At 54.0% G+C, this 26,055-nt stretch carries 30 protein-coding genes; 18 read left to right on the forward strand and 12 right to left on the reverse strand.

The window, feature by feature from the left end:
* The first annotated feature begins 29 nt into the window (after positions 1–29).
* Genes hemA through cobA form a run of 5 tightly spaced genes read left to right on the forward strand, consistent with a single transcriptional unit; the run spans position 30 to position 5,116 of the window.
* On the forward strand, positions 30–1,352 hold the full coding sequence (hemA, locus tag GAH_RS01365; protein ID WP_048094349.1) for a glutamyl-tRNA reductase: 1,323 nt from the start codon (positions 30–32) through the stop codon (positions 1,350–1,352).
* Positions 1,270–2,235 (forward strand): porphobilinogen synthase, encoded by a 966-nt coding sequence (gene hemB, locus GAH_RS01370; protein WP_048094350.1) that lies wholly within the window; start codon positions 1,270–1,272, stop codon positions 2,233–2,235. The genes hemA and hemB overlap by 83 nt, the downstream gene beginning before the upstream one ends.
* Positions 2,236–3,507, forward strand: a complete 1,272-nt coding sequence (gene hemL, locus GAH_RS01375; RefSeq protein WP_048094351.1) for a glutamate-1-semialdehyde 2,1-aminomutase — start codon at positions 2,236–2,238, stop codon at positions 3,505–3,507.
* Positions 3,489–4,370, forward strand: a complete 882-nt coding sequence (gene hemC / locus GAH_RS01380; RefSeq protein WP_048094352.1) for a hydroxymethylbilane synthase — start codon at positions 3,489–3,491, stop codon at positions 4,368–4,370. Before hemL ends, hemC begins: the two co-directional genes overlap by 19 nt.
* Positions 4,367–5,116: a uroporphyrinogen-III C-methyltransferase gene (cobA, locus tag GAH_RS01385; RefSeq protein ID WP_048094353.1), complete on the forward strand. Its 750-nt coding sequence runs from the start codon at positions 4,367–4,369 to the stop codon at positions 5,114–5,116. Before hemC ends, cobA begins: the two co-directional genes overlap by 4 nt.
* On the opposite strand, the gene truA is transcribed toward cobA, so the two are convergent.
* From truA to GAH_RS01405, 4 genes are read right to left on the reverse strand one after another with little or no spacing between them, the layout of a single operon-like run.
* A complete protein-coding gene (gene truA / locus GAH_RS01390; protein WP_052747711.1) occupies positions 5,094–5,876 on the reverse strand; it encodes a tRNA pseudouridine(38-40) synthase TruA in 783 nt (260 codons plus the stop codon). The genes cobA and truA overlap by 23 nt on opposite strands.
* Positions 5,870–6,658: a carbon-nitrogen hydrolase family protein gene (locus GAH_RS01395; RefSeq protein WP_048094354.1), complete on the reverse strand. Its 789-nt coding sequence runs from the start codon at positions 6,656–6,658 to the stop codon at positions 5,870–5,872. The genes truA and GAH_RS01395 overlap by 7 nt, the downstream gene beginning before the upstream one ends.
* A gap of 30 nt (positions 6,659–6,688) precedes the next feature.
* Entirely contained in the window at positions 6,689–7,084 is a 396-nt protein-coding gene (locus tag GAH_RS01400; RefSeq protein WP_048094355.1) for a methyltransferase RsmF C-terminal domain-like protein, read from the reverse strand.
* Positions 7,077–7,997: an NOL1/NOP2/sun family putative RNA methylase gene (locus GAH_RS01405; RefSeq protein ID WP_048096631.1), complete on the reverse strand. Its 921-nt coding sequence runs from the start codon at positions 7,995–7,997 to the stop codon at positions 7,077–7,079. The genes GAH_RS01400 and GAH_RS01405 overlap by 8 nt, the downstream gene beginning before the upstream one ends.
* 73 nt (positions 7,998–8,070) lie before the next feature.
* On the opposite strand from GAH_RS01405, the gene GAH_RS01410 reads away from it, so the two are divergent.
* The 6 genes from GAH_RS01410 to GAH_RS01435 all read left to right on the forward strand — a co-directional run bounded on the left by GAH_RS01410 (position 8,071) and on the right by GAH_RS01435 (position 12,491).
* Positions 8,071–8,382, forward strand: a complete 312-nt coding sequence (locus GAH_RS01410) for a hypothetical protein (RefSeq protein ID WP_048094356.1) — start codon at positions 8,071–8,073, stop codon at positions 8,380–8,382.
* A gap of 167 nt (positions 8,383–8,549) precedes the next feature.
* Positions 8,550–9,035, forward strand: a complete 486-nt coding sequence (locus GAH_RS10260) for a multiheme c-type cytochrome (RefSeq protein WP_052747712.1) — start codon at positions 8,550–8,552, stop codon at positions 9,033–9,035.
* Positions 9,025–9,786: a 4Fe-4S dicluster domain-containing protein gene (locus GAH_RS01420; protein ID WP_394298884.1), complete on the forward strand. Its 762-nt coding sequence runs from the start codon at positions 9,025–9,027 to the stop codon at positions 9,784–9,786. The genes GAH_RS10260 and GAH_RS01420 overlap by 11 nt, the downstream gene beginning before the upstream one ends.
* Positions 9,787–10,989, forward strand: coding sequence for an NrfD/PsrC family molybdoenzyme membrane anchor subunit (nrfD, locus tag GAH_RS01425; protein WP_048094357.1), 1,203 nt, complete (start codon positions 9,787–9,789; stop codon positions 10,987–10,989).
* Positions 10,990–11,364: 375 nt separating this feature from the next.
* Positions 11,365–12,222, forward strand: a complete 858-nt coding sequence (locus GAH_RS01430; protein WP_048094358.1) for a cytochrome c3 family protein — start codon at positions 11,365–11,367, stop codon at positions 12,220–12,222.
* A 41-nt stretch (positions 12,223–12,263) separates the two neighbouring features.
* The gene (locus GAH_RS01435; RefSeq protein ID WP_048094359.1) at positions 12,264–12,491 is read left to right on the forward strand and encodes a hypothetical protein; all 228 of its coding nucleotides are present in this window, start codon (positions 12,264–12,266) and stop codon (positions 12,489–12,491) included.
* Here GAH_RS01435 and GAH_RS01440 read toward each other — a convergent pair.
* From GAH_RS01440 to GAH_RS01450, 3 genes are read right to left on the reverse strand one after another with little or no spacing between them, the layout of a single operon-like run.
* Positions 12,488–13,252, reverse strand: coding sequence for a metallophosphoesterase family protein (locus tag GAH_RS01440; RefSeq protein WP_048094360.1), 765 nt, complete (start codon positions 13,250–13,252; stop codon positions 12,488–12,490). The two genes, GAH_RS01435 and GAH_RS01440, sit on opposite strands and share 4 nt — an antisense overlap.
* Before the next feature lie 37 nt (positions 13,253–13,289).
* Complete coding sequence (locus GAH_RS01445; RefSeq protein WP_048094361.1) at positions 13,290–15,215, reverse strand: type II secretion system F family protein; 1,926 nt, start codon at positions 15,213–15,215, stop codon at positions 13,290–13,292.
* A gap of 2 nt (positions 15,216–15,217) precedes the next feature.
* The gene (locus GAH_RS01450) at positions 15,218–16,750 is read right to left on the reverse strand and encodes a type II/IV secretion system ATPase subunit (RefSeq protein WP_048094362.1); all 1,533 of its coding nucleotides are present in this window, start codon (positions 16,748–16,750) and stop codon (positions 15,218–15,220) included.
* A gap of 80 nt (positions 16,751–16,830) precedes the next feature.
* Between GAH_RS01450 and GAH_RS01455 the strand changes: the two genes are divergently transcribed.
* Together GAH_RS01455 and GAH_RS01460 are read left to right on the forward strand one after the other, a co-directional pair.
* On the forward strand, positions 16,831–19,083 hold the full coding sequence (locus GAH_RS01455) for a DUF2341 domain-containing protein (RefSeq protein ID WP_048094363.1): 2,253 nt from the start codon (positions 16,831–16,833) through the stop codon (positions 19,081–19,083).
* Positions 19,084–19,132: 49 nt separating this feature from the next.
* The gene (locus GAH_RS01460) at positions 19,133–20,407 is read left to right on the forward strand and encodes a thiolase family protein (RefSeq protein ID WP_048094364.1); all 1,275 of its coding nucleotides are present in this window, start codon (positions 19,133–19,135) and stop codon (positions 20,405–20,407) included.
* 14 nt (positions 20,408–20,421) lie between these two features.
* On the opposite strand, the gene GAH_RS01465 is transcribed toward GAH_RS01460, so the two are convergent.
* The 4 genes from GAH_RS01465 to GAH_RS10760 are packed head-to-tail and all read right to left on the reverse strand — an operon-like array spanning position 20,422 to position 21,455.
* Positions 20,422–20,892 carry a type II toxin-antitoxin system VapC family toxin gene (locus tag GAH_RS01465; protein WP_052747714.1) on the reverse strand — a complete coding sequence of 157 codons (471 nt, stop codon included), beginning with the start codon at positions 20,890–20,892 and terminating at the stop codon, positions 20,422–20,424.
* A complete protein-coding gene (locus GAH_RS01470) occupies positions 20,876–21,067 on the reverse strand; it encodes an antitoxin family protein (protein ID WP_048094366.1) in 192 nt (63 codons plus the stop codon). Before GAH_RS01470 ends, GAH_RS01465 begins: the two co-directional genes overlap by 17 nt.
* Positions 21,068–21,117: 50 nt before the next feature.
* Positions 21,118–21,294 carry a PIN domain-containing protein gene (locus GAH_RS10515; RefSeq protein ID WP_245604042.1) on the reverse strand — a complete coding sequence of 59 codons (177 nt, stop codon included), beginning with the start codon at positions 21,292–21,294 and terminating at the stop codon, positions 21,118–21,120.
* Between the two features lie 2 nt (positions 21,295–21,296).
* Positions 21,297–21,455, reverse strand: a complete 159-nt coding sequence (locus GAH_RS10760) for a PIN domain-containing protein (RefSeq protein WP_169745331.1) — start codon at positions 21,453–21,455, stop codon at positions 21,297–21,299.
* A gap of 149 nt (positions 21,456–21,604) precedes the next feature.
* Between GAH_RS10760 and GAH_RS01475 the strand changes: the two genes are divergently transcribed.
* Positions 21,605–21,919 carry a cupin domain-containing protein gene (locus tag GAH_RS01475; RefSeq protein WP_048094367.1) on the forward strand — a complete coding sequence of 105 codons (315 nt, stop codon included), beginning with the start codon at positions 21,605–21,607 and terminating at the stop codon, positions 21,917–21,919.
* Between the two features lie 3 nt (positions 21,920–21,922).
* On the opposite strand, the gene larE is transcribed toward GAH_RS01475, so the two are convergent.
* Positions 21,923–22,735, reverse strand: coding sequence for an ATP-dependent sacrificial sulfur transferase LarE (larE, locus tag GAH_RS01480; protein ID WP_048094368.1), 813 nt, complete (start codon positions 22,733–22,735; stop codon positions 21,923–21,925).
* Between the two features lie 51 nt (positions 22,736–22,786).
* Here larE and purM point away from each other — a divergent pair, with 51 nt between their 5' ends.
* Genes purM through GAH_RS01500 form a run of 4 tightly spaced genes read left to right on the forward strand, consistent with a single transcriptional unit; the run spans position 22,787 to position 26,022 of the window.
* Positions 22,787–23,767, forward strand: a complete 981-nt coding sequence (gene purM / locus GAH_RS01485; protein ID WP_048094369.1) for a phosphoribosylformylglycinamidine cyclo-ligase — start codon at positions 22,787–22,789, stop codon at positions 23,765–23,767.
* Complete coding sequence (locus GAH_RS01490; protein ID WP_084632222.1) at positions 23,757–24,653, forward strand: arsenic resistance protein; 897 nt, start codon at positions 23,757–23,759, stop codon at positions 24,651–24,653. The genes purM and GAH_RS01490 overlap by 11 nt, the downstream gene beginning before the upstream one ends.
* 20 nt (positions 24,654–24,673) lie before the next feature.
* Positions 24,674–24,853 carry a 4Fe-4S binding protein gene (locus tag GAH_RS01495; protein ID WP_048094371.1) on the forward strand — a complete coding sequence of 60 codons (180 nt, stop codon included), beginning with the start codon at positions 24,674–24,676 and terminating at the stop codon, positions 24,851–24,853.
* On the forward strand, positions 24,850–26,022 hold the full coding sequence (locus GAH_RS01500) for an NAD(P)/FAD-dependent oxidoreductase (protein WP_048094372.1): 1,173 nt from the start codon (positions 24,850–24,852) through the stop codon (positions 26,020–26,022). The genes GAH_RS01495 and GAH_RS01500 overlap by 4 nt, the downstream gene beginning before the upstream one ends.
* Positions 26,023–26,055: the final 33 nt, after the last annotated feature.

The raw sequence follows: 26,055 nt of genomic DNA on the forward strand, positions 1-26,055 counted from the left end.
TAAAATACGCCCCGGGAACTTTACACATAATGGAAATTGCCAACCTCGTCATCTCCCACAAGAAGGCATCCATAGATGAGATTCAAAAGGCCTGGCACGGCGATTATCGCCAGCTCCTCGACAGGGTGATGAGCTACCCGAACATAAGGGAGTGCGCGATCCTTCTCACCTGTAACCGTGTTGAGGTTTATGTTTACGGCACGAAGACCCTCGAGACCCTCAAGGAGTTTGCCGGGAAGATGGGGGTGCCGGAGAGGATAATAGAGATCCACAAGGACAGGGACACCCTCGAGCACCTGCTGAGGGTTGCGAGCGGGCTCGAGTCGATGATGGTCGGAGAGGATCAGATACTCGGTCAGGTGAAGGAGTTCTACAACCTCGGAAAGGAGTACGGAAGCATAGGGGAGGTTCTCGACCTCGTTTTCTCCAAGGCGATTCAGGTCGGAAAGAAGGTCAGGAACAGGACGAGGATAAACAAGGGAGCGGTCAGCATAGGAAGTGCGGCAGTGGAGCTTGCGGAGAGGACGCTGGGGACACTCAGAGGGAAGAGGGCGATGATAATCGGAGCCGGAGAGATGGGAAGACTCGTGGCAAAGGCGATAGCCCACAAGAACCTTGAGAAAATATACGTGGCGAACAGAACTCCAGAGAGAGGGAGGAGGCTCGCTGAGGAGATTGGAAACGCGGAGGTCGTGCCGTTCGACAGGATAGAGAGGTACATGGTGGAGTGCGATGTCGTCATTTCGGCAACATCCGCTCCGCACCACGTGATCACGAGGGGCGCTGTTGAGAGGGTGATGGCCCTCAGGAAGGAGCCTTTGCTCATAATAGACATAGCCCTCCCGAGGGATGTGGAGCCGGAGGTCGGAGAGGTCGAGGGAGTCACGCTCTACACCATAGACGACCTGAGGGAGATCAGCACCGAGAACCTGAGAAAGAGGCTCAGGGAGGCGAAGAAGGCTGAAGAAATTATAAAGGAGGAGCTGGATGACCTCATGGACAGGCTCAAGGAGCTCAAGGCGAGGAACGCGATATGCATGATGTACGTGCACGCGGACTACATAAAGAACGAGGAGATAATCGAGTTCTACAACAAGCTCAGCGCCAAATACGGCGTGGACGAGGACGTGCTGCCGATGATAGAGAGCTTCGCCAACTCGCTTATAAAGAAGTTCCTAAGGAAGCCAACCGTCAGGATAAGAAAAGCTGCAAGGAACGGAAATTCCGAGGTTATCGAGGCCGTGGAGTATCTGTTTGGAGGTGGGTCTAATGGAGTTTCCCGCTCTGAGAATGAGGAGGTTGAGGAGAGACAGGCTGAGGCCCCTGTTAAGGGAGAGCAGGCTCAGCACTGACGACCTGATAATGCCCGTTTTTGTTGACGAGAACATCTCATCCCCAAAGGAAATACCCTCCATGCCCGGCTACTTCCGCTTCCCCATCCACGACGTGGCGGATGAAGTGGGGAAGGCCATGGAGCTCGGCATAAGGGCGTTCATCTTCTTCGGCATCCCCTCCCACAAGGACGATGTCGGCTCCTCAGCTTTTGACGATGATGGTGTCATTCAGAAGACCCTGAGGAATGTCAGGAAGGAGCATGAAGATGCGGTCCTCATCACGGACGTCTGCCTGTGCGAGTACACAACCCACGGCCACTGCGGAATTGTGAAGGGCAAGGAGGTGCTGAACGATCCCACGCTCCCGATACTTGGGAAGATAGCTGTCAGCCACGCAAAAAGCGGTGCTGACATCGTCGCTCCATCCGGAATGATGGACGGGATGGTGAAGGCAATAAGGAGTGCCCTCGACGAGAACGGGTTTGAGAGCGTTGCGATCATGAGCTACTCAGCCAAGTACGCCTCATCATTCTACGGCCCGTTCAGAGAGGCTGCGGAGAGCGAATACGCGTTCGGAGACAGGAAGAGCTACCAGATGGACATCCACAACGGCAGCGAGGCTCTGAGGGAGGTGAAACTCGACCTGAAAGAGGGCGCAGACATAGTAATGGTCAAGCCCGCGCTGAGCTATCTGGACATCATAAGGAGAGTCAAGGAGGCATTTAACGTGCCGGTGGCTGCTTACAACGTCAGCGGGGAGTACAGCATGGTCAAGGCCGCTGGCAGAATGGGCTGGCTCGATGAGAAGGAGATCGCGTACGAGATCCTCACATCCATAAAGAGGGCCGGAGCTGATTTGATAATAACCTATCACGCAAAGGAGATTGCGGAGGTTTTGTGAATGTGGGAGAGGTCGAAGGAGCTTTACGATGTGGCAAAAACACTGATGCCGGGTGGGGTTTCGAGCCCGGTGAGAGCTGTAAAGCCGTTTCCGTTTTACACGAGAAAGGCGAGGGGCTCGAGGATATACGACGTGGACGGGAACGAGTACATAGACTACTGCATGGCCTACGGGCCGCTGATTCTCGGGCATGCGGACGAGAGGGTGAAGGAGGCCGTTAAAAGCGCCCTCGAGAACGGGTGGGTTTACGGAACGCCGATAGAGCTTGAGATTGAATACGCGAAGCTGATCACCTCAATATATCCCTCAATCGACATGGTTAGGTTCACCAACACGGGCAGCGAGGCAACGATGTCCGCCCTGAGACTCGCGAAGGGCTTTACCGGCAGGGACAAGTTCGTCAAGATCGAGGGGAGCTTCCACGGAGCCCACGACTCCGTTCTTGTGAAGGCGGGAAGTGGTGCCACGACCCACGGCACCCCCAATTCTGCCGGAGTCCCTGAGGACTTCGTGAAGAACACGCTGCAGTCCCCGTACAATGACGTCGAGGCTCTCGCAGAAATTGTGGAGAAGAACAGGGACGAGCTTGCGGCCCTGATACTCGAGCCCGTCATGGGGAACTCGACGCTCATAATTCCGGAGGATGGGTACCTCAGAGAGGTGAGGAAGATAACAGAGGAGAACGACGTGCTCCTCATCTTCGACGAGGTGATCACGGGCTTCAGACTCTCCCTCGGAGGTGCTCAGGAGTACTACGGAGTCAAGCCTGACATAACGACCCTCGGAAAGATTGCTGGAGGTGGGTTCCCCATAGGCATTGTTGGAGGAAGGAGAGAGATAATGGAGCACTTCTCGCCATCTGGAGCGGTCTATCAGGCCGGAACCTTCAGCGGGAACCCGGTGAGCCTCACGGCTGGCTACACAACCGCCAAAATTCTCTCGGAAGAGAGGCCGTATGACGAGCTGAGGAGGAAGACCGAGGAGCTCGTGAAGGCTGTAAGAGATGGTATTGAGGATGGAAAGGTCGAGGGAGTTGAGGTGGACAGCATTGAGTCGATGTTCTGTGTCTACTTCGGCGAGAGGCCGAGGGACTACGCCTCAGCGCTGAGGCTCGATAAGGAGAGGTTCATGAAGTTCTACTGGAAGCTCCTCGAAAACGGCGTGTTCTTCCCGCCCTCCCAGTACGAGAGCTGCTTCATGAGCACAGCCCACAGCATGGAGGATGTGGAGAGGACAGCAGAAGTGATCCTGAAATGTCTCGCAGAGTTGTGATAGGGACGAGGGGTAGCAAGCTCGCCCTCGCGCAGGCGCACAAGGTTAGAGAGGAGCTGGAAAGAGAGGGCTACGAGACCGAGATCAGGATAATCAGGACGTCCGGCGACATAAAGAAGGACAGGCCCCTCCACGAGTTCAAGGGAATCGGGGCGTTCGTGAGGGAGATAGACCTCGCGCTGAAGAGGGGAGAGGTGGACGTTGCCGTCCACAGCCTCAAGGACGTTCCCACCCAGAGGGTTGAAGGAACAGTGATAGCCGCAGTGCTTGAGAGGGAGTCACCATGCGATGCTTTCGTGACGAGAGACGGGAGGAGCTTCGAGGAGCTTGAGGGCGGTTCGGTTGTTGGCACATCATCCCTCAGAAGGAGAGCAATGGTTCTGAAGCTCAGGAAGGATTTGAAGATCGAGAATCTCAGGGGAAACGTGGACACGAGGCTGAGGAAGCTAAGCGAGGGGATTTACGACGGGATATTTCTGGCCGAAGCCGGGCTGATAAGGCTCGGAATCCACGAGGAGCTGAAGTACCAGAGGCTCAGCCCTTACACCTTTGTCCCCTCAGCCAATCAGGGAATCATAGCCGTTGCGACGAGGGAGGGCGAGGAGGAGCTTGCCTCATTCATGAACCACGACGAAACTTACAGGGAGGCAATGCTCGAGAGGTTTGTTATAAGCTATCTGGGCGTTGGATGTGCAGTGCCTGCAGGGGTTTACGCAGAGAGCGCGGGAAACAAAATCAGGCTGGTCTGCGAGGTTCTTGGAGAGGGTGGGGAGGTCAAGGCGAGGGTGGATGAGAGGGTGAGCAGGGACTGGAGCGAGGAAGAGGTCGAGGAGATTCTGAGGGGGCTGAGTGGTTTAGTATGACGGTCTACATAGTCGGGGCGGGCCCGGGGGAGGTTGAGCTCCTCACGCTGAAGGCCCTGAGGCTGATAAGGGAGGCGGACGTGATACTTTACGACGAGCTCATTGGAGAGGAGATAAAGGAGCTGATAAGGAAGGAGAGCAAAGCCGAGCTTATAGATGTGGGGAAGAGGGCCGGGAGGCACAAGAAGAGGCAGGAGGAGATCAACAGCCTGCTTGTAGAGTACGGAAAAACGGGGAAGAAGGTCGTGAGGCTCAAGGGCGGAGATCCGTTCGTTTTCGGGAGGGGTGGGGAGGAGATTGAGGCTCTTGCCGAGCACGGAATCGATTTCGAGGTCGTGCCTGGAATAAGCTCCGCAATAGCTGGCCCTGCGTATGCGGGGATTCCGGTGACCCACAGGAGGTACGATCCCGCCCTCGTCCTCATAACCGGGAAGCAGGAGAGGGAAAGGTTGAACTGGAATGCTCTTGCCAAGCTGAACGCCACGATAGTCATACTGATGGGCGTGTCAACCCTGAGGGAAAACGTGGAGAGGCTGCTGAGGCACGGAAAGAGCCCCGAAACGCCCGTTGCGATAATCGAGAGGGCCACCACTCCAGAGCAGAGGGTTGTCAGGGGAAGGCTCGGCGACATAGCCGAGATCGCCGAAAAAGAGGGCGTCAAAGCCCCGGCGGTGATAGTGATAGGTGGCGTTGTGGAGGTTGAAGAGAAGGTCAGGAACTTCCTCAGAAATCTGAAAGAATCCTGAACACTCCGTAAAGCTGGGCAAATTTCCTGAAGTTTTCCGCGATCCTTTCCCTTAGCGTCGCAAGCCCCTTCTCCTCAACCTCAAAGTCGAAACTGTATCTGACGTCTTTTAAAATGAGGCCGTAGGGGCTTGCGGGAGTGAGGGGGATCTGCTCACCTGACAGAACCCTCTCCACAATCTCGGGGCTCTTCTCACGCCCCGCGATCTTCAGGGCCGTGACAATCTTCCTCACCATGTTCCAGGCAAACGCGTTCCCCTCAACTGTGTAGATCAGCAGCTCTCCATCCTTTTCCACCTTTGAGACGTAGATCTCCCTCACACACGGCCTGCAGTTCTTCGCGAATCCCGAGAAGTCGTGCTTCCCCACAAGCATCCTCGCAGCCTCGTCCATCGTCTCAACATCATACCCCTCGTCGAGCATGACGTACTGGTAGAGCCTTGACACCGCGTTCCTCCTCGGATCGAAGTCATCGTCCACGACCCTGTAAGCCCAGACCGTGATGTCCTCTGGCAGGTGAGAGTTCAGAACCCTCACCATCCATGGATCGAATGTGTCCAGATCGAGGGCAAACACGTTACCCAGCGCGCTCACTCCCGCATCGGTCCTGCCGGCAGTCCTGTACCTCCTCTCCCTCGCGTTTATGCCCATCCTCTCAAACGCCCTGAACAGCTCTCCGTCAACCGTAGGCACGTGAGGTTGGTACTGGCTGCCGTGGTAGTTCCAGCCGAAGTACGCGAGCTTGAAAGCTACCCTCAGCACTCGATCCCTCCGTCGAGGATGTCCTCTATCGCCCTGACGTTCCTGTCCTGCATCGAGTAGTTGACCTTCCTGTACTCTCTGATCCTCCTTATGTCCACCTCGGCCGTGATGAGCTCCTCGGCGTTCTCGTCCCTGAACTTGGCTGGGATTCCGTCAGGGGTCGAGATCAGACTCCTCCCAACGCACTCGTCCCCGAGGAATGTGAAGCCCGCCCCACCAGCCTTGACTATGGCGTATGCGTTGTCGAACGATCTCGTGAAGTAGAGGCAGTACCTGAACTCCTGCGCCGGAAGCTCGGACTTCTTGAAGGACACAACCGGGTTCAGCACGATCTCTGCGCCCTTAAGTCCCGCGACCCTGCAGAGCTCTGGATAGAGGATGTCCGCGCATATCAGTCCAGCGAATCTCACCCCGTAGATCTCGAAGACCTCGAGCTTTCTCCCGCACTTGATGCCGAGCTCCCTCTCACTCCTCGTCGGGTGGAGCTTGTCCTGAGTGGCTATGAGCTCCCCGTCATGGTAGACGTGTAGGGTGTTGTACAGCCCGTTCTCCCTCTTTACTATCACGTTTCCGGCAACCGCCGTGGAGAGCTCCCTGCTAACGCTTTCGAGCCACTCCAAGGTCTTTCTGGACGTTGAAATCGACATGTCTCCAACGGGGTATGAGAAGTACTCGGGAAGGAGGTAAACGTCCGAGTCTGACTGAGAGATCAGCCTGACAGCACTCTCAAAGGCCTTCTCGGTTCCAACCCTGCACTGGACTGCCGAAAGTCTGAGCTTCATGGTGACTGATTGGGGAGTTACCTTAAAAATCTACCTGAGCCTCCTGTCCTTCGGCACAAAGTTCCTTATTCTCTTTCCGTTCCCCTTTCCGCAGCCGAGGTAGTAGTTCTTCCACCTCAGCACCACGTAGCCCCTCTCCTCTCTCTCCAGATCCTCGCCCCTCAGCCACCTCTCCATCTCCTCATAGCTGACCTCAACCACGTTCCTCCTCAGCTGGTCTGCAAGCAGGTAGCACCCCTCGATGGAGAGCCTTATCCCGTCCCTCTCGATCCTGCCGAAGTACACTCCGGAGTGGTACTCCTCAACGTCGAGCGAGCAGTCCCTGTAGGCGTAGATCCTGTTCTTGCCCATGACCTTCAGCCTGAAGTTGATGCTCTCAACCCCAAACTGCTCCCTCAGGGTCTCGAGAATCTCGCTCTCATTCATCGGGCTTCACCACCTTCGCAACGAAGAAACCCTCGGTGTCGTTGTCCTGCGGGTGAATCCGGAGGCACTTCCTGACTTCCTCATCGTACCTCTTCCCCCTGAACTCGGTTACCGGCTCACGTGATTTCACGGGAAGATCTATCCTCTCGAGTCTCGCATCCGTGTTGCTCAGCAGGTAGTCCACAACCTCCTCGTTCTCCTCGGGATCGAGGGTGCATGTGGAGTAGACCAGAACTCCTCCCGGCCTCAGAGCTTTGTAGGCAGCCATTATGAGGCTCTTCTGGAGCCTTGAGAGAGCCTCAACGTCCCTCTGCCTCCATAGCTTCAGGTACTTGTAGTTCTTCCTTATCATGCCCACGTTACTGCACGGGGCGTCGAGCAGAATCCTGTCGAACTTCTCCCTGAACCTGCCGAAGTACCTGCCGTCCTTCATGGTCACCCTCACGTTCACAGCCCCAAACTTCTGAAGGTTTGAGATGAGTGTGTTTATCCTCGGGTACTTCACATCGTTCGCTATTATGCACCCCGTATTCTCCATGTAGGCAGACATCTGGGTTGTTTTGGCTCCGGGTGAGGCGGCCATGTCGAGGACGAGCATCCCCGGCTCCACGTCGAGGGCAAGTGGAGGTATCATCGAGCTCGCCTCCTGCATGAAAATCAGGCCGAGGGAGAACTCGGGGGTGTTTGTGATGCCCTCACCATAAACGAAGAAGCCCTCCTCAACCCACGGTACCTGCTCAAGCTCGAAGTGAGAGGATAAGCGCTCCACAACCTCACCAACCTCTGCCTTCAGCGTGTTGACCCTGAAGCTCTGCCTCAGAGGTTTTGCCATGAACTCCAGAAACTCTCTCGAGTCGTCTATCTCCGAGTACTTGTCGAAGAACGCCCTGTTCGTATCCCTCAGCTCGTCCATCATCATCACCTCCCCACACGCGGGTAATAAACGTGACGTCAACCTTATATTTCCCGGAGTGGAAGGAAATAACATGGGGGACAACACGATTATTGCAATAGGCCTCATCATAGGCCTGCTGTTCGGAATGTCCGGCATAGCAACGCTCTTCAACTTCATGGGCATGGCGATGGAGGAGACCCAGCAGCAGCTCGCGCAGATTGGTGCAGTCTCCACGCTCGTTCTGCTGATAATAGCGATAATCCTGATAATCAAAATCCGGATAATCTCCTCCCTGATCGTCGGAGCAATAATAGGGGCTGTTCTGAACGTTCTGCTCGAGATGAACGGTATAAACATAGCGAACGACGTCTTTCAGATGATTGCAAAGGCCCTCGGCCTCTGACTTCTTTACTTTCACGTAAATATCTCGTGAACGAATATAAATTTGAACAATTTTTGATCCCGTAGCTCCTGTTACCCAGCCAGACCTTCAGAATTTTCGACGGGCTGGAAAAAGTTTTTAAAGGAGCTTTCAGCATTTGATTTAACAGTGATAACCGGGGTGAATGGATGAGAGCCGCACCAAGAAGGTTCCTGATGTTGTATCTGTCCGTGATTCTGCTGTTTCTCGCCATAAGGGCGATAGTCGTCCCGCTAACGTTTGGGGAGTTCACCGACGACTACTCCTACAGGTGGTTCAGGGGCGATGCGGTCAGAGAGGCGATGCAGCTTGAAATGAAGTTCGCGAGCAAGGAGACGTGCATGCAGTGCCATGCTGAGAAGGTCGAGTTCCTCGACAGGGGGGCTCACATGACGCTCAGCTGTGAGACGTGTCACGGCCCGAGCATGGGTCATGTAAAAGACCCGCAGAACGTGAAGGCAGACATAGATCCAACGAGAGCGTTGTGCAAGCTCTGTCACGAGTACAACCCAACGAGGCCCGAGGGCTTCCCGCAGAAGTTCACAGACGAGCACGGGTATGGGAGGGCGTGCATAGACTGCCACAACCCACACTCTCCGTGGGTCTTCAGGGGAGGTGCTCAAAATGGTGAGTAGAAGGAAGCTCCTGCTCGCAATAGCCGGAATCGCCGGACTTGCGGGAATCAGAAACGCTGTGAGAGCTCAGGAGCCTGTCGAGGGCTACGACTGGAATGCTCACCACTACGCCTTCGTTGTTGACACGAGGAAGTGCATAGGATGCGGCAGGTGCGTGAGGGCCTGCAAGATAGAGAACGAGGTTCCGAGGCTCCCGTTCTTCTTCAGAACGTGGGTCGAGAGATGGGTCTGGCTGAAGGGAGAGGAGGAGCCCAAGGTGGACTCACCAAACGGCGGGTTCAACGGCTTTCCACCGGTTTACGATGAGAGGAGCATAGCCAAGTCGTACTTCGTTCCAAAGCTCTGCAACCACTGTGACAGGCCGCCCTGCGTTCAGGTGTGTCCCGTTGGAGCGACATACAAGACGAGGGACGGGGTCGTGCTGGTGGACGAGAAGTACTGCATAGGGTGCAGGTACTGCATTCAGGCCTGTCCGTACGGCGCGAGGTACCTCTACCCGAGGGACGGGCCGAGGGAGAGCAGGAGGAACACGGCAGACAAGTGCACGTGGTGCTACCACAGAATAACGAGGGGATACAAGCCTGCGTGCGTTGAGGTCTGCCCCACGCAGGCAAGAAGGTTCGGAGACCTCAAGGATCCGGAGGACGAGATCCACAGGATCCTCGAGGAGAACAAGATTCAGGTTCTGAAGCCTGAGATGGGCACGAAGCCCAAGGTCTTCTACATAGGCCTTGACTCGGAGGTGAGGTGAATGAGCGAGATTCTGTGGGAGGCTCTGCAGCACGTTCAGGGCTACATCTACCCCAACGAGGTTGAAGTGAACTGGAGCGTTCTGATCGCCCTGTACCCATACATCACAGGCCTTGTGGCCGGAGCGTTCATAGTCGCCTCGCTTGAGAGAATATTCAAGGTCGAGGCCGTGAAGCCAACTTACAGGCTTGCCCTGCTCACAGCCCTCGCGTTCCTGCTGTGTGCTCCACTACCACTCGTCGCCCACCTCGGGCATCCCGAGAGGGCTCTGGAGATAATGATGACGCCTCACCTCACCTCGGCCATGGCAGGCTTTGGGTTCGTCTACGCATGGTACCTGATGGCCGTGCTGCTGATAGAGCTGTACTTCGACTACAGAAGAGACATAGTCATGTGGGCTCAGGAGAAGACGGGACTGAAGGGAATGATCTACAGAATCCTCACCCTCGGCGACTATAACATAAGCGAGAAAGCTGTCAGGTCTGACAACAAGATCGTGAACATCGTCACGGTCATAGGCCTCCCATCAGCCGCATTCCTGCACGGATATGTTGGATTCATATTCGGCAGCGTGAAGGCGAACCCGTGGTGGAACTCACCGCTGATGCCCATAATCTTCCTGTTCTCGGCGATGGTCTCGGGAATAGCGCTCGTCCTGCTGATATACATAGTCAGCAGCTACATAAGAGGGGTTGAGCTTGACAGAGCATGCACGGACACGCTCGCCAACTACCTGCTCTACTCCTACCTGCTCGACCTGAGCCTTGAGTTCATGGAGCTCGCACACCTGTTCTACACGCAGGAAGAAGGGATAGACGCGATAAGGTACCTGATCTCGGAGAAGATATTCTGGACGTTCGTGGTCATACAGATATTCCTGGGAACGCTCGTGCCAATATTCCTGCTGCTGTTCGCGAGAACCGGGCTTGTGAGGTTCAGCATCAGGAAGTACATCTACATATTCGCCACAGTGCTCACGCTGATAGGCGTGTTTGCGATGAGGTGGAACGTGGTCATAGGCGGGCAGATCCTGTCCAAGACCTACATGGGATACACCACGTACATAATGCCGCTCTTTGGCCCAGAGAGCGTGCTGCTTGCAGTTGGAATCTGGATACTGCCGTTCATCATACTTGCGGTGCTCATAAAGCTGCTACCACCATGGGAGCACCCGCACGAGTGGGAGAGGGCAGAGCTCGAGTAAATCCTACCTTTTTTATTTTTTCCCGGAACAAAGTCGAATCCTATCGTCTCGAAAAAGCGGGCCTTTGCTGGGGAGACGTGCTTTCCGAACAGCCTGAACAACTCGCCCTTCCCGAGAGAGCCAACAAACTTCATTATTTGTAATTACAGAAACGAAAGTATATATCGTTTTGGCCACATCTAAAGCAGAATTAACGGCGAAGAAGGTAGGTGCGGCCTCATTTTCAGCGTTAAACGCAAATTTGCTGAGGAATATCGGCTAAAACCTCTAAGAGAAAATCCATTGAAGTGTGCCGAGCGTTCATCGGTTTTCGTTTTCAGATACAAACCGCATCAGAATCGCAAAATTTTTATTAATTCACCTGAGAGGTGGGCTATGAATTTCAAGTCACTACCGCTGATAGCACTGCTCATAATCTCCGGAATTCTCATCGCAGTTGAGGGCTACAACACCTACAAGTTCGTAGAGGACGATCCCCGCTTCTGCAAAACCTGTCACCTTATGGAGGAAGCATGGTACAAGTGGAACGAGAGCCCTCACAGGGAGATAACCTGCCACGAGTGCCACAAGGCAAACATGGAGGACAACATGAGGCTGCTGGTGACGTACTTCACCCTGAGGCCGGAGGAAGTCTCGGATGACGTCCACGTGGTCATACCCAACGAGAGGTGCGAGCACTGCCACTTCACAAAGAGCGAGAAGTGGCCATACGTTGCCGAGACCGCTGGGCATAAATTCCACCTCGAGAACGCCCACGCGAACTGCATAGACTGCCACGGAGGGAGGGTTCACAGGTTCGTTCCCGACAGGAATGAATGTCTGAACTGCCACAGCGACAAGGTGATCAAGGTCAAGCAGATGAACTTCCACTGCACGAACTGCCACAACTTCCTCGCAGACGTCAAGGTGAACGGAGAGGACATCCTGCCGAAGCCGCAGGACTGCAGGAAGTGCCACAGCGACAGGAACATAATCCTCTCAATGCCCGAAGGAGCCCACGCGAACAGCAACTGCGACATGTGCCACCAGCCGCACATAACGGAGGAGCCGTTCTCCTGCCAGACGTGCCACAGCCTGCCGGACAAGCCGATCCACCAGAATCATGCTGACAAGGACTGCAAGTCGTGCCACGTGCCGCACCAGCAGATAGACATCAGGCCAACGTGCGAGAGCTGCCACACCGACAGGGTTGACCACTATCCGACGCTCAGCTGTACGGTCTGCCACAAGTGAAACTCGGAAAGCTTAAATAACTCCTCAATTTTTTAGAGATTATGAAGTTCGGCAGGCTTGACCTCAAGAACCTCATACTCATGCTGATATTTGCCGGACTCGTCGTGGGCGGGTTGCAGATAGCCGGAATGTGGGTATGGGTCATGAGCTCGGGCGCAATACCGGCGTACGAGGGCGGAGTGCACGTGATGATCGCTCTCATAGGTGCACTCTTTGCGATAAACGGGCTGCTGAAGATACTCGCGACCCTCAAGACCAAGTTCGCCTAAAGAACGTGCCCGTATTTACCCACAACCTCGTAACCGTTTTTCACCTTTCCCGTTATGTTCAGAAACGCTATTCTCGTCCCGTAAACTCCCGTGGATCCGACCGTAACGACCATCCCGTCCTGCTCTGCCTTCAGGACCTTGTAAGGCTCGTGGCTTCTGATGACAGTCCTCACGCCAATGTCGTCGAGGAACCTGCGTGTTGCCAGCCTGCCGAAGAAGAAACCGAGCCCCCTCTCGTAGTTGTGATCGCATCCATCCTTTTCCCACGGGTCGTTCCACAGCATCTCCACCATGGCCGCCTCTCTTCTCAAATCGGACAGCGACACACCCTCGTCCAGAATTCTGCAGGCCTTAGTGTAAACCCCGCCGTGAACGAGGAAGAGCTCGTTGACCACCGCACACACTGGCAGCGAGTCCCAGAGCCTTCTCAGAGCGAGGTATACCTCACCGTCATGTCCGCCCTCCTCGAGCCTGTAGGGGAGGTCGTGGGGGTGCACGTCCTGAGTCTCGTGGTTCCCCCTGAGGAGTATGAACTCGCCGGAGATGTAACCCTCAAGGATCGTCCTGTAAACGTCTGCCGGTCTGTCGCCGCGATCCGCATAGTCACCGAGAAATATCACCGGCCTGACGGCCCTCCTCAGGATCAGATTTAAGGCTGTGAGATCCGCGTGAATGTCGCCGACCACGCTGAACCTGTCAGGGGACAGCTCGAGAACCTTAGGATACCTGACCTCCAGAGCCTGCTCGATTAGCTCGAGCATAGCTAATGTCTGAAAAGCGAGTATATATCCCTTCACATCAGATGAAGTACGTGAAGGCAAGATAGCTCATCAGCGTCAGAATGAACGCGTGCTTCAGCCCGCCGCTCACCCTCATCTCAGATATCGTTCCCGCGATGATTCCGGAAAGGAACGAGACGAGGTAGACTGTCTTCATGAACGTCTCCCTGATCAGCTCCACGTCGAAGGTCGCAGAGATGCCCATGACGCTGACGTTCATCCCGGAGAAGACGACCAGAAACCTCGAGATGAGGAGGTAGCTGACGAACAGGAAGACTCCAACGGACATGTACACTATGGCGAGGTACGGCATCAGGCTGGACTTCAGCCTCTTCCTGAAGTTCAGCTCGGCCTCAACATACCTCGACACCGTCGTGAACGCGTCCTTTATGCTCGTGTTCGTTTCGAGCGCCTTAACCGCGATGGGTATTGCCTTCGCGAATATCTCGCTCCTTATTCTGTATGACAGCCTCGCTATGGATCTTGTCAGTGGCAGGCCGAGCTCTATGTACCTGCTGATGTTCCTGAACTCCCTTGAGAGGACGTCCGTTCCGGACTTCGATACCAGCCTGACGCCCTCGAATATCGACACTCCGGACTCGTTCAGCATCGCGAACTCGCTGAAGAACTCAGGAAGCTTTTCCTCCGCGCTCCTTATGATCCTGTGCTTCACCTCCACTATCGCAACGAGGGCCAGAAACACGACGAAGGCTGGGATTGCGTAGTCTTCAGGTCTCAGGTAGCCATACCTCGTCAGGGCGAAAATTACCACCGCAGAAAAGATGAGGACGTGCGCAGCCGCTATTCTCAGATCCATGTAGGCGATCGGCGTCGTGTAGGGGTGAGTGAGGAGCCTGAAAACCGATGACAGCGCCTTCTTCACCCTCCTGAACTTGTAGCGCCTCACGGGTTTGTCGTAGATGCAAACATGGGTTCCGTGAACCTCCTCTCTGACCCTCCTTATCTCCGCCTTCGGAAACGGGAGGGTGGACTTGGCCAGCATTATTATGAAGGCTGACGCCAGTGGGAGGGTAACGTACATGAGGTACACGTACCCGTCCATCACATTGCCTGACACAAACTTTGAGACGACGAGGACTATAAGCAGCAGCATCGGGAACATCATGAAGATTGAGATGTAGATCTCGAAGAGGATTTCCATGAAGCTCGTCGCCTCGCTGAAGGTTATCTCCTGCTCCTCCTCGTACTCCTCCGACTTCGATTTGAGGTAGGATGAAAAGCTGCCACCACCCTGAAGCACTACTATCAGGCTGTCGAGGAATGCGGAGAGCCTCCTGCTCGGAGTCGTATCCCTGACGTACCTGAGGCTGGTGAATATGTCCTTCCTGAAAACCTCGAAGTTCTTCAGCACCTCCCTGAACTCCACGCTCAGCTCCCCAAAGAGGTGCTCGAGCTTCGAGATCTCTCTCATTATCTCCACGGGGCTGAGACCGCCAACGGCCATTCCGTACATCATGTTTATCGCGTGCGGAACGTAAAGGTCTATCTCGCCCTTCCTCCTGTCCCTCACGAAGAACGGGTAGGAGAGGATCAGGTACTTCACGAGGCGGTAGGCAACGTAGCCGGGAATCACGCTGAGCAGGAAGTAGTACTCGAGCATGTAGAGCCTGAGCTTTCCAGCAGCATCCGGGGTCAGGAACGAACTTAGGCGATCAGCGTAAAAGGACACTCCAGAAAGCCTGTCCAGAACGAGGTTCACGAAAGCCGTGGAGACGTCGTGAAGGGGAAATGCGAGCACGAGGGAAAACAGCAGAGTTGTGAGGACGAAGGTCAGCAGCGAGTAGAATGACGATGATGCGAGGAGCTCGTAGACTGTAAGCGGCAACCTCGAGCTCCTCAGCGCCTTTTCAAGCTCCTCGTACTTTTCCCTGTTCTTCAGGTACTTTCTCGAGTACCTCCTTTTCAGGAACCCCGGAGCGTACATCGCTAATCCTCCGACTCAAGGCGACTGAACGCGAGTTCGGGATTGGTGTAGTAGAGGGAGATCATCCTCGTCACGTCCCTGAACCTCTTCACACCACGGGCGTGCATGAGTTCCAGAAACCTCGTCCTCCTGTCCAGCTCCTCAAGGATCTCCGATATGCTCATCCCGGTGGAGCGGGAAATCGTCTCGAGCTTGTTCGAGGACGAGCTCTCAAGGAACACGTCTCCGGCAGGATCCCACTTGTAGACGGGATTGAGCAGAATCTCCTTCGAGGAAGGCTCTATCCCGAGTATCTCGAAAACAGCTTTTGCCCTCCTTTTCTTCTCTGTTTTCGTCACCCACCTGCTCTGGATGATGACCGTGTCAAGGTACTGGATCAGAACCCTCGGAACGTTCAGCGGCTCCTCCTCGAGCCTGTGTATGAGCTGATTAACATCACCGGCATGGAATGTAGCATAGGCGGCATGTCCTGTGGCCATTGCCTGAAAGAGTGTCTGTGCCTCCCTTCCCCTCACCTCTCCCACGATTATGTACTCCGGCCTCTGCCTGAGGGCGGCCTTAAGCAGATCGTACATGTCAATCTCCTGCCCCTCTATGCTTAGCCTCGTCACCTCAGGAATCCAGTTGTCGTGGTACAGCTGGATCTCCCTCGTGTCCTCTATGGACACCACCTTGCTGTCTGGAGGGATGAACATGAGCAGGGCGTTGAGCGTGGTCGTCTTTCCGCTTGCGGTCTCGCCGATCACCATCAGGTTCCTCTTGTGCTCGATCAGGAGCCAGAAGTAGGCGAGCATTCTCGCAGAGAGGGTTCCGAGTTCGAGCAGGTCAATGGGTGTGAACGGCTCACTCCTGAACTTTCTGATCGTGAATGTGCTCCCCCTTGTCGAGATCTCACTACCATAGGTGATCTGAATCCTGCTTCCGTCCGGCAGGGTTGCGTCAACTATTGGGTTTGCGTAGCTCAGGTGCTTGTTGGCCCTCTGGGCGAGCAGTAGCACGTAGTTGTCGAGCGTTTCCTTGTCAAGGGTGATGTTGGTGGCGAGGTTTCCGTACTTCCTGTGGTACACGAAGATGGGTATGTCGTACCCGTCGCAGCTTACATCCTCGATGTTCTCGTCATGCAGAATTGGCTCCACTATGCCGAGGCCGAGAAAGTCCCTGACAAAGTAGTAGAGCATTTTCAGAAATAGCACGTCTGACGTCTTCACTGCATAGTCGTTGAGCACCTCCCTAACAGTTCTCATTAGCGAGCTGAAAGCATCATCATCCATCGAGTAGATCAGCTTCTGCCTCACATCCTCGTAAACCGTGAAGAGGAGCGTGGCCTCGTCGTGAGAGACCTGGGGCTCCATAAGGTTGTACGACCTCTTCAGACTCTCCTCGTTTTCGAGGATCCTGACCTTGGCTATGCCGTCAATCACCCAGTACTCGTCAACAAGCCTCTCACCCTCGGGAACCTCCTGCTCCTCGAGCACCTCAACACCGTAGTCGTCCATCATCCTCCTGAGGTCGTCGTAGCGAGGATTGCTGAGCATCGAACTTCAATTGCTCTCCAAAAATAAAAGGGTTGTGAATCGGCAGAAACTTTATTAGTTTCCACAGGAAAAACTGAATTGTGCTGAGAGACAGCCGGGGAGTCTCGCCCGTAATCGGATTCATTCTCCTGCTTCAGATACTGATAATCTTCCTCGCATTTGTCCAGACCACCCTCATCCCTGACCAGCTGAAGAGAATAGAGGCCGACAACGTCAAGGTCATCAAATCGGAGTTCGACAAGTTCTCTGCAGAGATTTCATCTGGCGAGAACGCGTATCTCGTGGTCAAAACCCCTCAGTACCCGGACTACCTCTTCCTGCTCACCCCCGAGCCCGCAGGGTTCTCGATAAGGCTCGAGCCCTTCACGATTAACGTGAGCATGAACCTCACCCTTCCCAACGGAACCGAGGTGCGTGTGGAGAGGGCATTCGAGAGCGCGAGGCTGTACCTGACGGTGGAGAACTACTTCTATCCAGACACCACGTTCGTTCTCGAGAACACCGCCCTCTTTCAGGAGAGCAACGGCAGAGTTGCGGCCGTTGGAGACCAGAAGATGGTTAAAAACGGGTTGAACCTCGTTCTGATCAGGGGTGAGATGTCATCTGCATACAACTCCCCGCATGAGTTCGCATTCCACGTCGTTTCCTCGGGCGGGAGGTACTACGCCAAGAACATAACCGTCAGCTTCGATAGCTACTACCCAAACTACTGGAGGGGGCTGGGATACAACGTCACGGGGAACAGGGTGAGCATAGAGATCCCGTCGGGTTTCTTCTCGGCAACCGTGCTGTCCCCGGTTGAGGGTGGCAGGGAGAGAGCGCAGGCCATGATCAAGCTTAACCCGTTCGACAGCTACACCCTCTCTCCCGGAGACACTGTGGATTTCGAGGTGCAGCTCATAGACAGGTACCTCAACCCGGTTGCCGGGGAGAGGATTAACGTGACGGTTTCTGGCGGAGTGGGGACAGCAACACCAGACCTCACGGAAACCGACACGGCAGGGGTGGCAAGGGCCACGTTCAGGGCCACCACACCCGGAACTGGCTCGGTTACGTTCACCTACGCCAACCTCTCGCAGAGCTACGAGGTCACCGTGAAAAGCACGGGGAGCGCTGCAGGAGGAATTCTGCAGGTGAGCTGGCTGAACACCAGCGGGACGTGGGATGTTGGCACGTCCGGATTTCTGAGGCTGCTTGCCGTGAAGGTGACCGACACGTCAGGGCAGCCAATCCCGTCAGTCCCCGTTAGCTTTGCTGTGAGCAACACGAGCGTTGTCGAGCTGAACACGACCTCAGCCTACACGAACGCAGACGGTATCGCCTACACCCTCGCGTTCGCGAAGTCCAACGGGAGTGTCAGCATATACGCCTTCGCCGGTGATGCGGGAGACGTGCTGAGCTACAGCGTCGTGAACGTCACGAAGTTCTGGCTCGCCGGGTGGAGCTACAGGGTGCCGATAACGATTCAGGAGAACTCCGGAACCGGACTGACAGACTACCAGGTCCTCATCACCCTCGATGGCTCGTTCAACTGGAGTGCCACCAGCTCAGACGGTTCGGACGTGAGGTTCACCGACGAGTTCGGAAACGCGCTGAGCTACTGGATAGAAGAGTGGAACTACGGAACCTCCGCGAAGATCTGGGTGAAGGTTCCGAGCATTCCCGCGAGCGGAACGACAACCATATACCTGTACTACGGAAATTCCGCAGCAAATTCCGAAAGCAACGGGACGAGCACGTTCGTTTTCTTTGACGACTTTGACGACGGAGATGTGTCGGACTGGTACTCGAAAAATGCCTGGATAACTGGGCTTGCATTCTCTGGAAGAAATGTCCTCTATCTCTATCCAACTGGCTCGACGAGCTTTCAGCACTTCGCCGTGCCCCTGAACTGCAACATAGGCCTGCAGGACTACATCGTGGGCGCATACATCTACGACAGGAATCCCGCAGGCAGCGTGCTGCTCCACTACGTGGATGACGGGAACTGGTGGGGAATGGAGCTGTACACCGGAGGTAACAGGGACATATTCAGACCGTACATCGGCGGGGTTGACAAGGGCTGGGTGTACACCCACTGGCCCTGCTCAATATCTGCGAGGACATGGTACAAAATAGAGGTCGAAGCACATCCCGATAGCTTCAGGCTGTATGTGGATGGCACCCTTACGTGGAGCCAGAGCGTTGCGAGTGCATACCAGCTCACGGGATACTCAAAGGTTGGATTCGTGGAGCACCTCGGGTACGGCCCGCTCTATGCGGACTACATCTACGTCAGAAAGTACGCGAGCTCTGAGCCCACAGTCATCATTGGCCCAGAGGAGAGGTACTGAAAGTTACCAAAAACGGAAAGATTATATTGTCACCATCAACTGTGACATTATGCCAGCGGTCATTGTTGATGGCGTGCGAACCCCTGTGGGAAAGTTTGGAGGTTCGCTTAAGGATCTGCAGGCTTACGAACTCGGAGCGATTGCGATAAGAGCCCTTATGAAGAGAGCCGGAGTGAAGCCACTCGCAACCAAGGACTCATACGACTTCTACCCGGCAAAGCTGCCGAAGGGCAGGATAGAGCTTGAGGGAGACTACGAGTTCGATGGTGTTGAGGTCGAGATTGATGAGGTGATCATGGGCAACGTTCTGCAGGCCGCGCAGGGCCAGAACCCGGCAAGACAGGCCGGAATTTACTCTGGAATTCCAAAGGAGATTCCTGCATATACTCTCAATAAGGTCTGCGGAAGCGGATTGAAGGCTGTTGTGGCTGCAGCTCAGTCGATCGGCGATGGGGCAAAGGCTGTTGTGGCGGGTGGAATGGAGAGCATGAGCAACGCCCCGTATGCGATGAGAAAGGCGAGATGGGGCTACAGGATGAGCATCAACGCAATAGATGAGGTCATTGACGTGATGGTCTACGACGGGCTGTGGGAGAAGTTCTATGGATACCATATGGGCAACACGGCAGAGAACATAGCCGAGCTCTACGGCATAAGCAGGGAGGAGCAGGACGAGCTGGCTTACGAGAGCCACATGAGGGCCGTGAAGGCGATAGATGACGGCATCTTTGCTCAGGAGATTGAGCCTGTCGTCATCAAGACCAAGAAGGGAGAGGTTGTTGTAGACACGGACGAGCACCCGAGAAGAGACACGAGCCTTGAAAAGCTCGCAAAGCTCCCGCCCGTCTTCAAGAAGGGTGGAACAGTCACGGCAGGGAATGCAAGTGGAGTGAATGACGGCGCTGCTGCTCTGCTTCTGATGGATGAGAAGTACGCAGAGGAGCTGGGGCTCGAGCCGAAGGTGAGGGTTGTGAGCTACGCCTCGGCAGGTATTGATCCCGCGTACATGGGCCTCGGGCCGATTCCGGCGATCCAGAAGGCGGTGAAGAGGGCAGGGATAAGCCTGGACGACATTGAGCTTATAGAGCTGAACGAGGCCTTTGCTGCCCAGGCTCTGGCTGTGGTGAAGGAGCTGAACCTTGATCTCGAGAGGGTGAACGTTCACGGCAGCGGAATCAGCCTAGGACATCCCATCGGAGCGACAGGAGCGAGGATTACCGTCACGCTGATCCACGAAATGGAGAGGAGAAAGGCAGATTACGGTCTTGCTTCGCTCTGCATCGGCGGTGGAATGGGAATTGCAGTGGTGTTTGAGAGGGTTTGAGTTCTTTTCAATTTTTATTCGTGTAGTGTGATTATTTCAAGGAAATCCACTTTTCTGAAGTCATCATCGAAGGTCGCTATTTTCTTTATTCCATAATGCTTGCAGGCTGCTGCTATCAGAGCGTCGTTGGGAAGCAGTCCATAATTAAATCCGATTTCAACCGATTTTCTTAAAATTTCGCTGTTAACGTTCAGCAGCTCAATAATGCCCGACTCGACATTTTCGATGATGAATCCGACAATGTACTTCTCAACACTCCTGAACTTTTCTCTGTGCTTCAGGAACCTGTCTTTAACAGCATATTTCCCAGTTTTGCCGAAAAGCCTCTCGGTTTCAATGTAAAGTAGCTTAAAGAACGTTTCTTCAATAACATTGGGTGAAATGACCGCATCGTTTTCGTTTAAAGCAAAATTGAGGAGCCTTATAGATTTATCAACTCCATAATAGTGCCTGATGAGAACCGAGGTATCAATGAACACCTTCACTTTCGAACCTCTCTTCAAGCTCTTTAATCTTGTTTTCAGGCAATTTGGCCATTACAAATTCTTCAAGATCTACCCTCTTCAAAATGACTTTCAGCCGCTCACCTTCCTTAAGATTGACTTTTCCCACAGGTTTTAAAACTCCATTTTCATAGATTACCTCTATCACCTCTGGCATCAAATTAATTTATGTAGCCAGACAATATAAAATACCTTCCTACAGTGTGACTACTTCAAGGAAATCGACCTCTCAAAATCATTATCGAATGTTGCTATCCTCTTTATGCCATAATGTCTGCATGTAGCCGCTATCAAAGCGTCGTTTAGTAAGAACTCATATTTCCTCATGAAATCCACAGTTTCAATTCCAACATTGCTTGGAAGCAGTTCAAAAAGGCCAAACAAATCTACAAGAGGAGTAAAGTCAATCCCAATTTTCCGACTTTTCTTTTAAGCTCATAAGCCTTTAGGCCCGTTACTGCCCTTACATAGCCGTAAGAAACTTCAGATATTACCACATCGCTGATAAATCCGGAGATCTCTCCATCCTCCACTTTACCAATCAAAATGGTGGCTTCCTCTCTTGTATCTGACAGGTGATGCTTTTGTGGAGATCAACAGAGAACCGAATTTCAAACCACGACTTTTTGCGTTTTTGCGACTATCAAATAAAACTATAAACCACCTGCGACAAAACTACCACTGGGTGATCTGAATGCCGGATTTGGAGGTTTCAAATCTCAAAGATCTCATCAGCTACCAAGAAGACTCAATCGTGAGCAGAACGATAATAGACAGGGAAACCGGTACCGTAACGCTGTTCGCCTTCGACAAGGGGCAGGGGCTGAGCGAGCACACTGCTCCGTTCGATGCAATAGTTTACGTTGTTGAGGGAGAGGTTGAGGTGAAGATCTCCGGCAGGCCGTATCACCTCAAGGAAGGAGACATGATAGTGATGCCGGCCAACGAGCCCCACGCTCTGAAGGCCCTGAGCAGGTTCAAGATGCTTCTGGTGATGATAAGAGACTAAAGACTATCCCCCAGCAACTTTTTCCGATAATTTCCCGGTCCTGTACCCCTCCAGATCCATCAGCACATTCTTATAACCAAGCCTCCTCAGCTCCTCGACAATCCTGTCCATCACGTGCTCGCTGAAAAGCCTGCTCCTCTCCTCCCTGCCAACCTCAATCACCGCATTCTCACCAAAATCCCTCACCCTTACCTGCCTGACCCCTGCAATGGCTATGATGAGGTTTTCAGCAGCATCAATCCTCCTGAGCTTCTCCTCGTCAATCTCAACCCCGAACGGAATTCTTGATGAAAGACAGGCCATCGACGGTTTGTCTGCAAACTCGTACCCCATGCTTCTCGCAACCTCCCTTATTTCCTCCTTTGTGATGCCGAACATTGCCCAGGGGGAATAGACGTTCTCGAACTCCGCTATTGCTCTGTATCCCGGCCTGTGTCCCCTGAGCTCATCAGCGTTCGTGCCCTCAAAGACCGCCTGTATCCCCTCCTTCTCGGCAAACTCGGTTATTCTTGAGAGAAGCATCCTCTTGCAGAAGTAGCACCTGTCCGGAGGGTTCTTCCTGAAGTTCTCGTCCTCAAGCTCGTTCAGGTCGATCAAAACGTGCCTCACCCCAATCTCTTCGGCAAATCTCCTCGCATCCTCGAGGTCGCGGGATGGGACTGTAGGGCTGGAGGCAGTCACGGCAAAAACTCTCTCCTTTCCAAGAACCTCAGCGGTAAGGGCAAGCAAAGTGGAGCTATCAACACCTCCGCTGAAGGCTACGGCAACACTCTCAAACTGAGATATGAAGTTCCTCAGCCTCTCAAGCTTCTCCATTGCTCCACAATTTGCAGTAGATTTTTTAAGGTTTGGTGTGAAAGGCTGAGCATGAAATCTTACGCTGATGCCGGAGTCGACATAAAGAGAGAGGAGAGGGCCGTAAAAAGCCTCATATCCGGGCTGAAGTTTGTGAGAAAGGGCTTCGGGCAGCCCATTCTGACAAACCACTATGCGAGCGTGATTGATGCTGGAGAGTTTGGAATCGCAATCACAACCGATGGCGTGGGGACAAAGATAAAGGTTGCCGAGATCATGAACAACTTCAGAACCATAGGTATAGACTGCGTGGCGATGAACGTCAACGATCTCTACGCAATAAACGCCGAGCCAGTTGCAATGGTGGACTACATAGCCACAAACAGGCCTGACGAGAAAATCATGGCCGAGATAGGAGAGGGGCTGAATAAGGGATGCGAGATGGCAAACATGACCCTCGTCGGCGGTGAGACCGCAACGCTCGACATCGTAAACGGATGGGATCTATCGGGCACGGTTATAGGCTTCGTGGACAAGGAGAGAATGATTACAGGAGAGAGGATCAAGCCGGGAGATGTTATCTTTGCAATTCCGAGCTCGGGCATCCACAGCAATGGATTGACTTTGGCAAGAAAGCTTGTGGAGGAAAGCGGCCTGAGCTACTTCGATAAATTCGAGAACCACACTATCGGGGAGGAGCTGCTCGTTCCAACCAGAATATACTCCGAGGTGCTGGAGATTGCCAGAAAGCATGACATCCACGGGATGGCCCACATCACAGGCGGAGGGCTGCTGAACCTGAAGAGGTTGAAGAAGGTCAAGTTCGTGATCGACAGCCCGCTGAAGCCCCAGAGAATATTCACATTCCTGCAGGAGCTTGGCGACATAGACGTTACGGAGATGTACAGGACGTTCAACATGGGGATGGGCTTCATGCTGATATGCGACGAGAGCACGGCCGAGGAGCTGAGGAGAGAGGTGGAGGGAGACATCGTTGGACATGTCGAGGAGGGAGAGGGAGTCTACCTGAATGAGGTGAGAGTTGACGTCTAAGCTCCTCCTGATTTTCGTTTCCGCATCTGTGGGATACGTTCTCGGCAGGACCTTCGACACCACCGGCGTTCAGGGGCTCCTCTCCACGGTCATAACCATCCTCGTTTTCACCACAATCCTACCCTCGATGATGCTGCTCAGGCTCAGGGCGACGAGGCTTGCGAGAAAGCCCCTAATTGCCTCGCTGATCATCAACTTCATCTACTCCCCACTCTATGCGCTGCTTGTCTTAAGGCTCGCGCAGAACTACGAGATGGGGATTGCTCTTACATCTTCACTCCTCATGCCCGTTCCGAGCATGAACCCGGTTTACGTGCTTATCTCCGGTGGAGACCTCGAACTCTCGGTATCTCTCATGGCCGTGAACTTCCTCGCCGGAGTTGTGGCGTTTCCCGTGCTTCTCAAAGCGATAACGGGACTGCACAGCATAGCCCTCGACATGCACGCGGTTGTGAGGTCGCTATTCGTTGTAGTCATACTGCCAATAGCCTTCGGAAATCTGGCGGGCAGGTTCTTCAACCCAGACAGGGAGAGGATATCCAGGCTAACGGAGTTCAGCCTGAACCTGCTCGTCTTCACGATATTTTTCTCCAAGGCGAGGTTTGTTCATCCCGAGTACATCCTGAGCCAGATACCCCTATCCCTCGGTTTCATACTCTCGGCAATCCTCCTCGCCGAGCTGCTTTCCAAAATTCTCGGCATGAGCCTGAGGGAGCACTTATCCTACGTGTTCATCACCGCCGGAAAGAACAACTCGAGCGTTATTGCAATTCTGACCCTATCGCTCTCGCCCGTTTATGCTGTCTATGTTATGGTGCACCAGTTCACCCAGATAGTGACCCTGTTCGTTTATGCGAAGGTGAGAAAAGGAGAAAAGGTTATTTAAGGGTGCCCTGTCTTAATGCCATGAAAAGACTTGCTGTCAACAGGTACAAGTGTGGCTACTGCGGTGCATGCGTGGCCGTTTGCAAGTTCAACGCCAACGAGCTTGTTGAGACATACCTCGAGATATATCACGATAAATGCACCCTCTGCATGGCCTGTGTGAAGACGTGTCCGATGAACGCTTTAGAGGTGGTCGAATGACAGACTACGACGTCGTTGTTGTTGGAGCCGGGCCTGCTGGCAGCATCGCCGCGAAAACGGCTGCTGAAAAGGGTCTTGACGTCCTGCTGATCGAGAAGAGGCAGGAGATCGGAGTTCCGGTCAGGTGTGCTGAAGGTGTTAGCAGGGAGGGTCTTGAGAGCTTCGTGAAGCCTGACAGCAGGTGGATCGCCAGCGAGATTGAGAGTGCTGAGATAATCTCCCCCTCAAACCACAAGGTCGTTCTCTCTGCAGAGAGCGCCGGGAATGAGGTTGGGTACGTTCTCGAGAGGAAGATATTCGACAGATACCTCGCAAGGCTCGCAAGCAAGGCCGGTGCGGATGTTCTCACAAAAACTGCTGCAGTGTCGTTCAGGAGAGAGGACGGGATTGTAAGGCTCGGAATAAGGAGCATGGGCGAGTTCGAGGAGGTAATGACGAAGCTGGTGATCGGGGCTGATGGGGTTGAGAGCAGGGTTGCCAAGTGGGCGGGAATAGACACAACTCTAAAGCTCAACGAGATCGAGAGCTGCGTGCAGTACTTGATGACGAACATAGACTTCGAGGACGACAAGACCTACTTCTGGGTGGGCAGGAAGTACGCACCGGGCGGCTACATCTGGCTCTTCCCCAAGGGAAAGGATGCTGCGAATGTGGGCATAGGTGTGATGCCGAGCCTCGCCGAGAGGAACGCGAAATGGTACCTCGACAGATTCGTGAAGGAGAACTTCCCTGAGGGAGAGATCGTAGAGGTTGTGGTCGGCGGTGTCCCTGTGAAGGGCGCGATAGACAGTGCGGTTGCAGACAACGTGATGCTCGCAGGAGATGCGGCAAGGCACACTGACCCGATAACTGGTGGAGGGATAATAAACGCGATGAAAGCCGGATACTATGCAGGACTGACCGCATACGAGTCGGTTGAGGCGAAAGACTACACCGCAGGCTTCCTGAAGAGGTACGACGAGCGTTGGAAGGGAGACTTCGGTGAGAACCTCGTCAGGAACAAGAAGCTGCAGGAGAAGATGGTGAAGCTCGATGATGCTACGCTCGACAAGCTGACCGAGAGCTTGGAGGGTGTGCCCATAGAGGAGATGAGCGTAAAGAGGCTCGCGCTCGAGCTGTTCAAGAAGCACCCGAAGCTTCTGTGGGATCTGAGGGAGTTTCTGAAGTAACTCCCTCCTTTTTCCCAGCTTCATTCTCTTCTT

Source organism: Geoglobus ahangari (assembly GCF_001006045.1).
Taxonomy (GTDB): domain Archaea; phylum Halobacteriota; class Archaeoglobi; order Archaeoglobales; family Archaeoglobaceae; genus Geoglobus; species Geoglobus ahangari.

Excerpts from the sequence above, each read along its gene's own strand:
- GAH_RS01440 (WP_048094360.1), bottom strand. The coding sequence starts at position 13,252 with ATGCTCGAGCTAATCGAGCAGGCTCTGGAGGTCAGGTATCCTAAGGTT.
- GAH_RS01410 (WP_048094356.1), top strand. The coding sequence starts at position 8,071 with ATGGGGGACAACACGATTATTGCAATAGGCCTCATCATAGGCCTGCTG.
- GAH_RS01395 (WP_048094354.1), bottom strand. The coding sequence starts at position 6,658 with ATGAAGCTCAGACTTTCGGCAGTCCAGTGCAGGGTTGGAACCGAGAAG.
- GAH_RS10260 (WP_052747712.1), top strand. The coding sequence starts at position 8,550 with ATGAGAGCCGCACCAAGAAGGTTCCTGATGTTGTATCTGTCCGTGATT.
- GAH_RS01460 (WP_048094364.1), top strand. The coding sequence starts at position 19,133 with ATGCCAGCGGTCATTGTTGATGGCGTGCGAACCCCTGTGGGAAAGTTT.
- hemB (WP_048094350.1), top strand. The coding sequence starts at position 1,270 with ATGGAGTTTCCCGCTCTGAGAATGAGGAGGTTGAGGAGAGACAGGCTG.
- GAH_RS01405 (WP_048096631.1), bottom strand. The coding sequence starts at position 7,997 with ATGGACGAGCTGAGGGATACGAACAGGGCGTTCTTCGACAAGTACTCG.
- GAH_RS01500 (WP_048094372.1), top strand. The coding sequence starts at position 24,850 with ATGACAGACTACGACGTCGTTGTTGTTGGAGCCGGGCCTGCTGGCAGC.
- GAH_RS01435 (WP_048094359.1), top strand. The coding sequence starts at position 12,264 with ATGAAGTTCGGCAGGCTTGACCTCAAGAACCTCATACTCATGCTGATA.
- GAH_RS01450 (WP_048094362.1), bottom strand. The coding sequence starts at position 16,750 with ATGCTCAGCAATCCTCGCTACGACGACCTCAGGAGGATGATGGACGAC.
- GAH_RS01420 (WP_394298884.1), top strand. The coding sequence starts at position 9,025 with ATGGTGAGTAGAAGGAAGCTCCTGCTCGCAATAGCCGGAATCGCCGGA.
- purM (WP_048094369.1), top strand. The coding sequence starts at position 22,787 with ATGAAATCTTACGCTGATGCCGGAGTCGACATAAAGAGAGAGGAGAGG.
- GAH_RS01495 (WP_048094371.1), top strand. The coding sequence starts at position 24,674 with ATGAAAAGACTTGCTGTCAACAGGTACAAGTGTGGCTACTGCGGTGCA.
- GAH_RS01445 (WP_048094361.1), bottom strand. The coding sequence starts at position 15,215 with ATGTACGCTCCGGGGTTCCTGAAAAGGAGGTACTCGAGAAAGTACCTG.
- nrfD (WP_048094357.1), top strand. The coding sequence starts at position 9,787 with ATGAGCGAGATTCTGTGGGAGGCTCTGCAGCACGTTCAGGGCTACATC.
- hemC (WP_048094352.1), top strand. The coding sequence starts at position 3,489 with ATGTCTCGCAGAGTTGTGATAGGGACGAGGGGTAGCAAGCTCGCCCTC.
- hemL (WP_048094351.1), top strand. The coding sequence starts at position 2,236 with ATGTGGGAGAGGTCGAAGGAGCTTTACGATGTGGCAAAAACACTGATG.
- larE (WP_048094368.1), bottom strand. The coding sequence starts at position 22,735 with ATGGAGAAGCTTGAGAGGCTGAGGAACTTCATATCTCAGTTTGAGAGT.
- GAH_RS01400 (WP_048094355.1), bottom strand. The coding sequence starts at position 7,084 with ATGAATGAGAGCGAGATTCTCGAGACCCTGAGGGAGCAGTTTGGGGTT.
- GAH_RS01475 (WP_048094367.1), top strand. The coding sequence starts at position 21,605 with ATGCCGGATTTGGAGGTTTCAAATCTCAAAGATCTCATCAGCTACCAA.
- hemA (WP_048094349.1), top strand. The coding sequence starts at position 30 with ATGGAAATTGCCAACCTCGTCATCTCCCACAAGAAGGCATCCATAGAT.
- GAH_RS01470 (WP_048094366.1), bottom strand. The coding sequence starts at position 21,067 with ATGCCAGAGGTGATAGAGGTAATCTATGAAAATGGAGTTTTAAAACCT.
- GAH_RS01430 (WP_048094358.1), top strand. The coding sequence starts at position 11,365 with ATGAATTTCAAGTCACTACCGCTGATAGCACTGCTCATAATCTCCGGA.
- cobA (WP_048094353.1), top strand. The coding sequence starts at position 4,367 with ATGACGGTCTACATAGTCGGGGCGGGCCCGGGGGAGGTTGAGCTCCTC.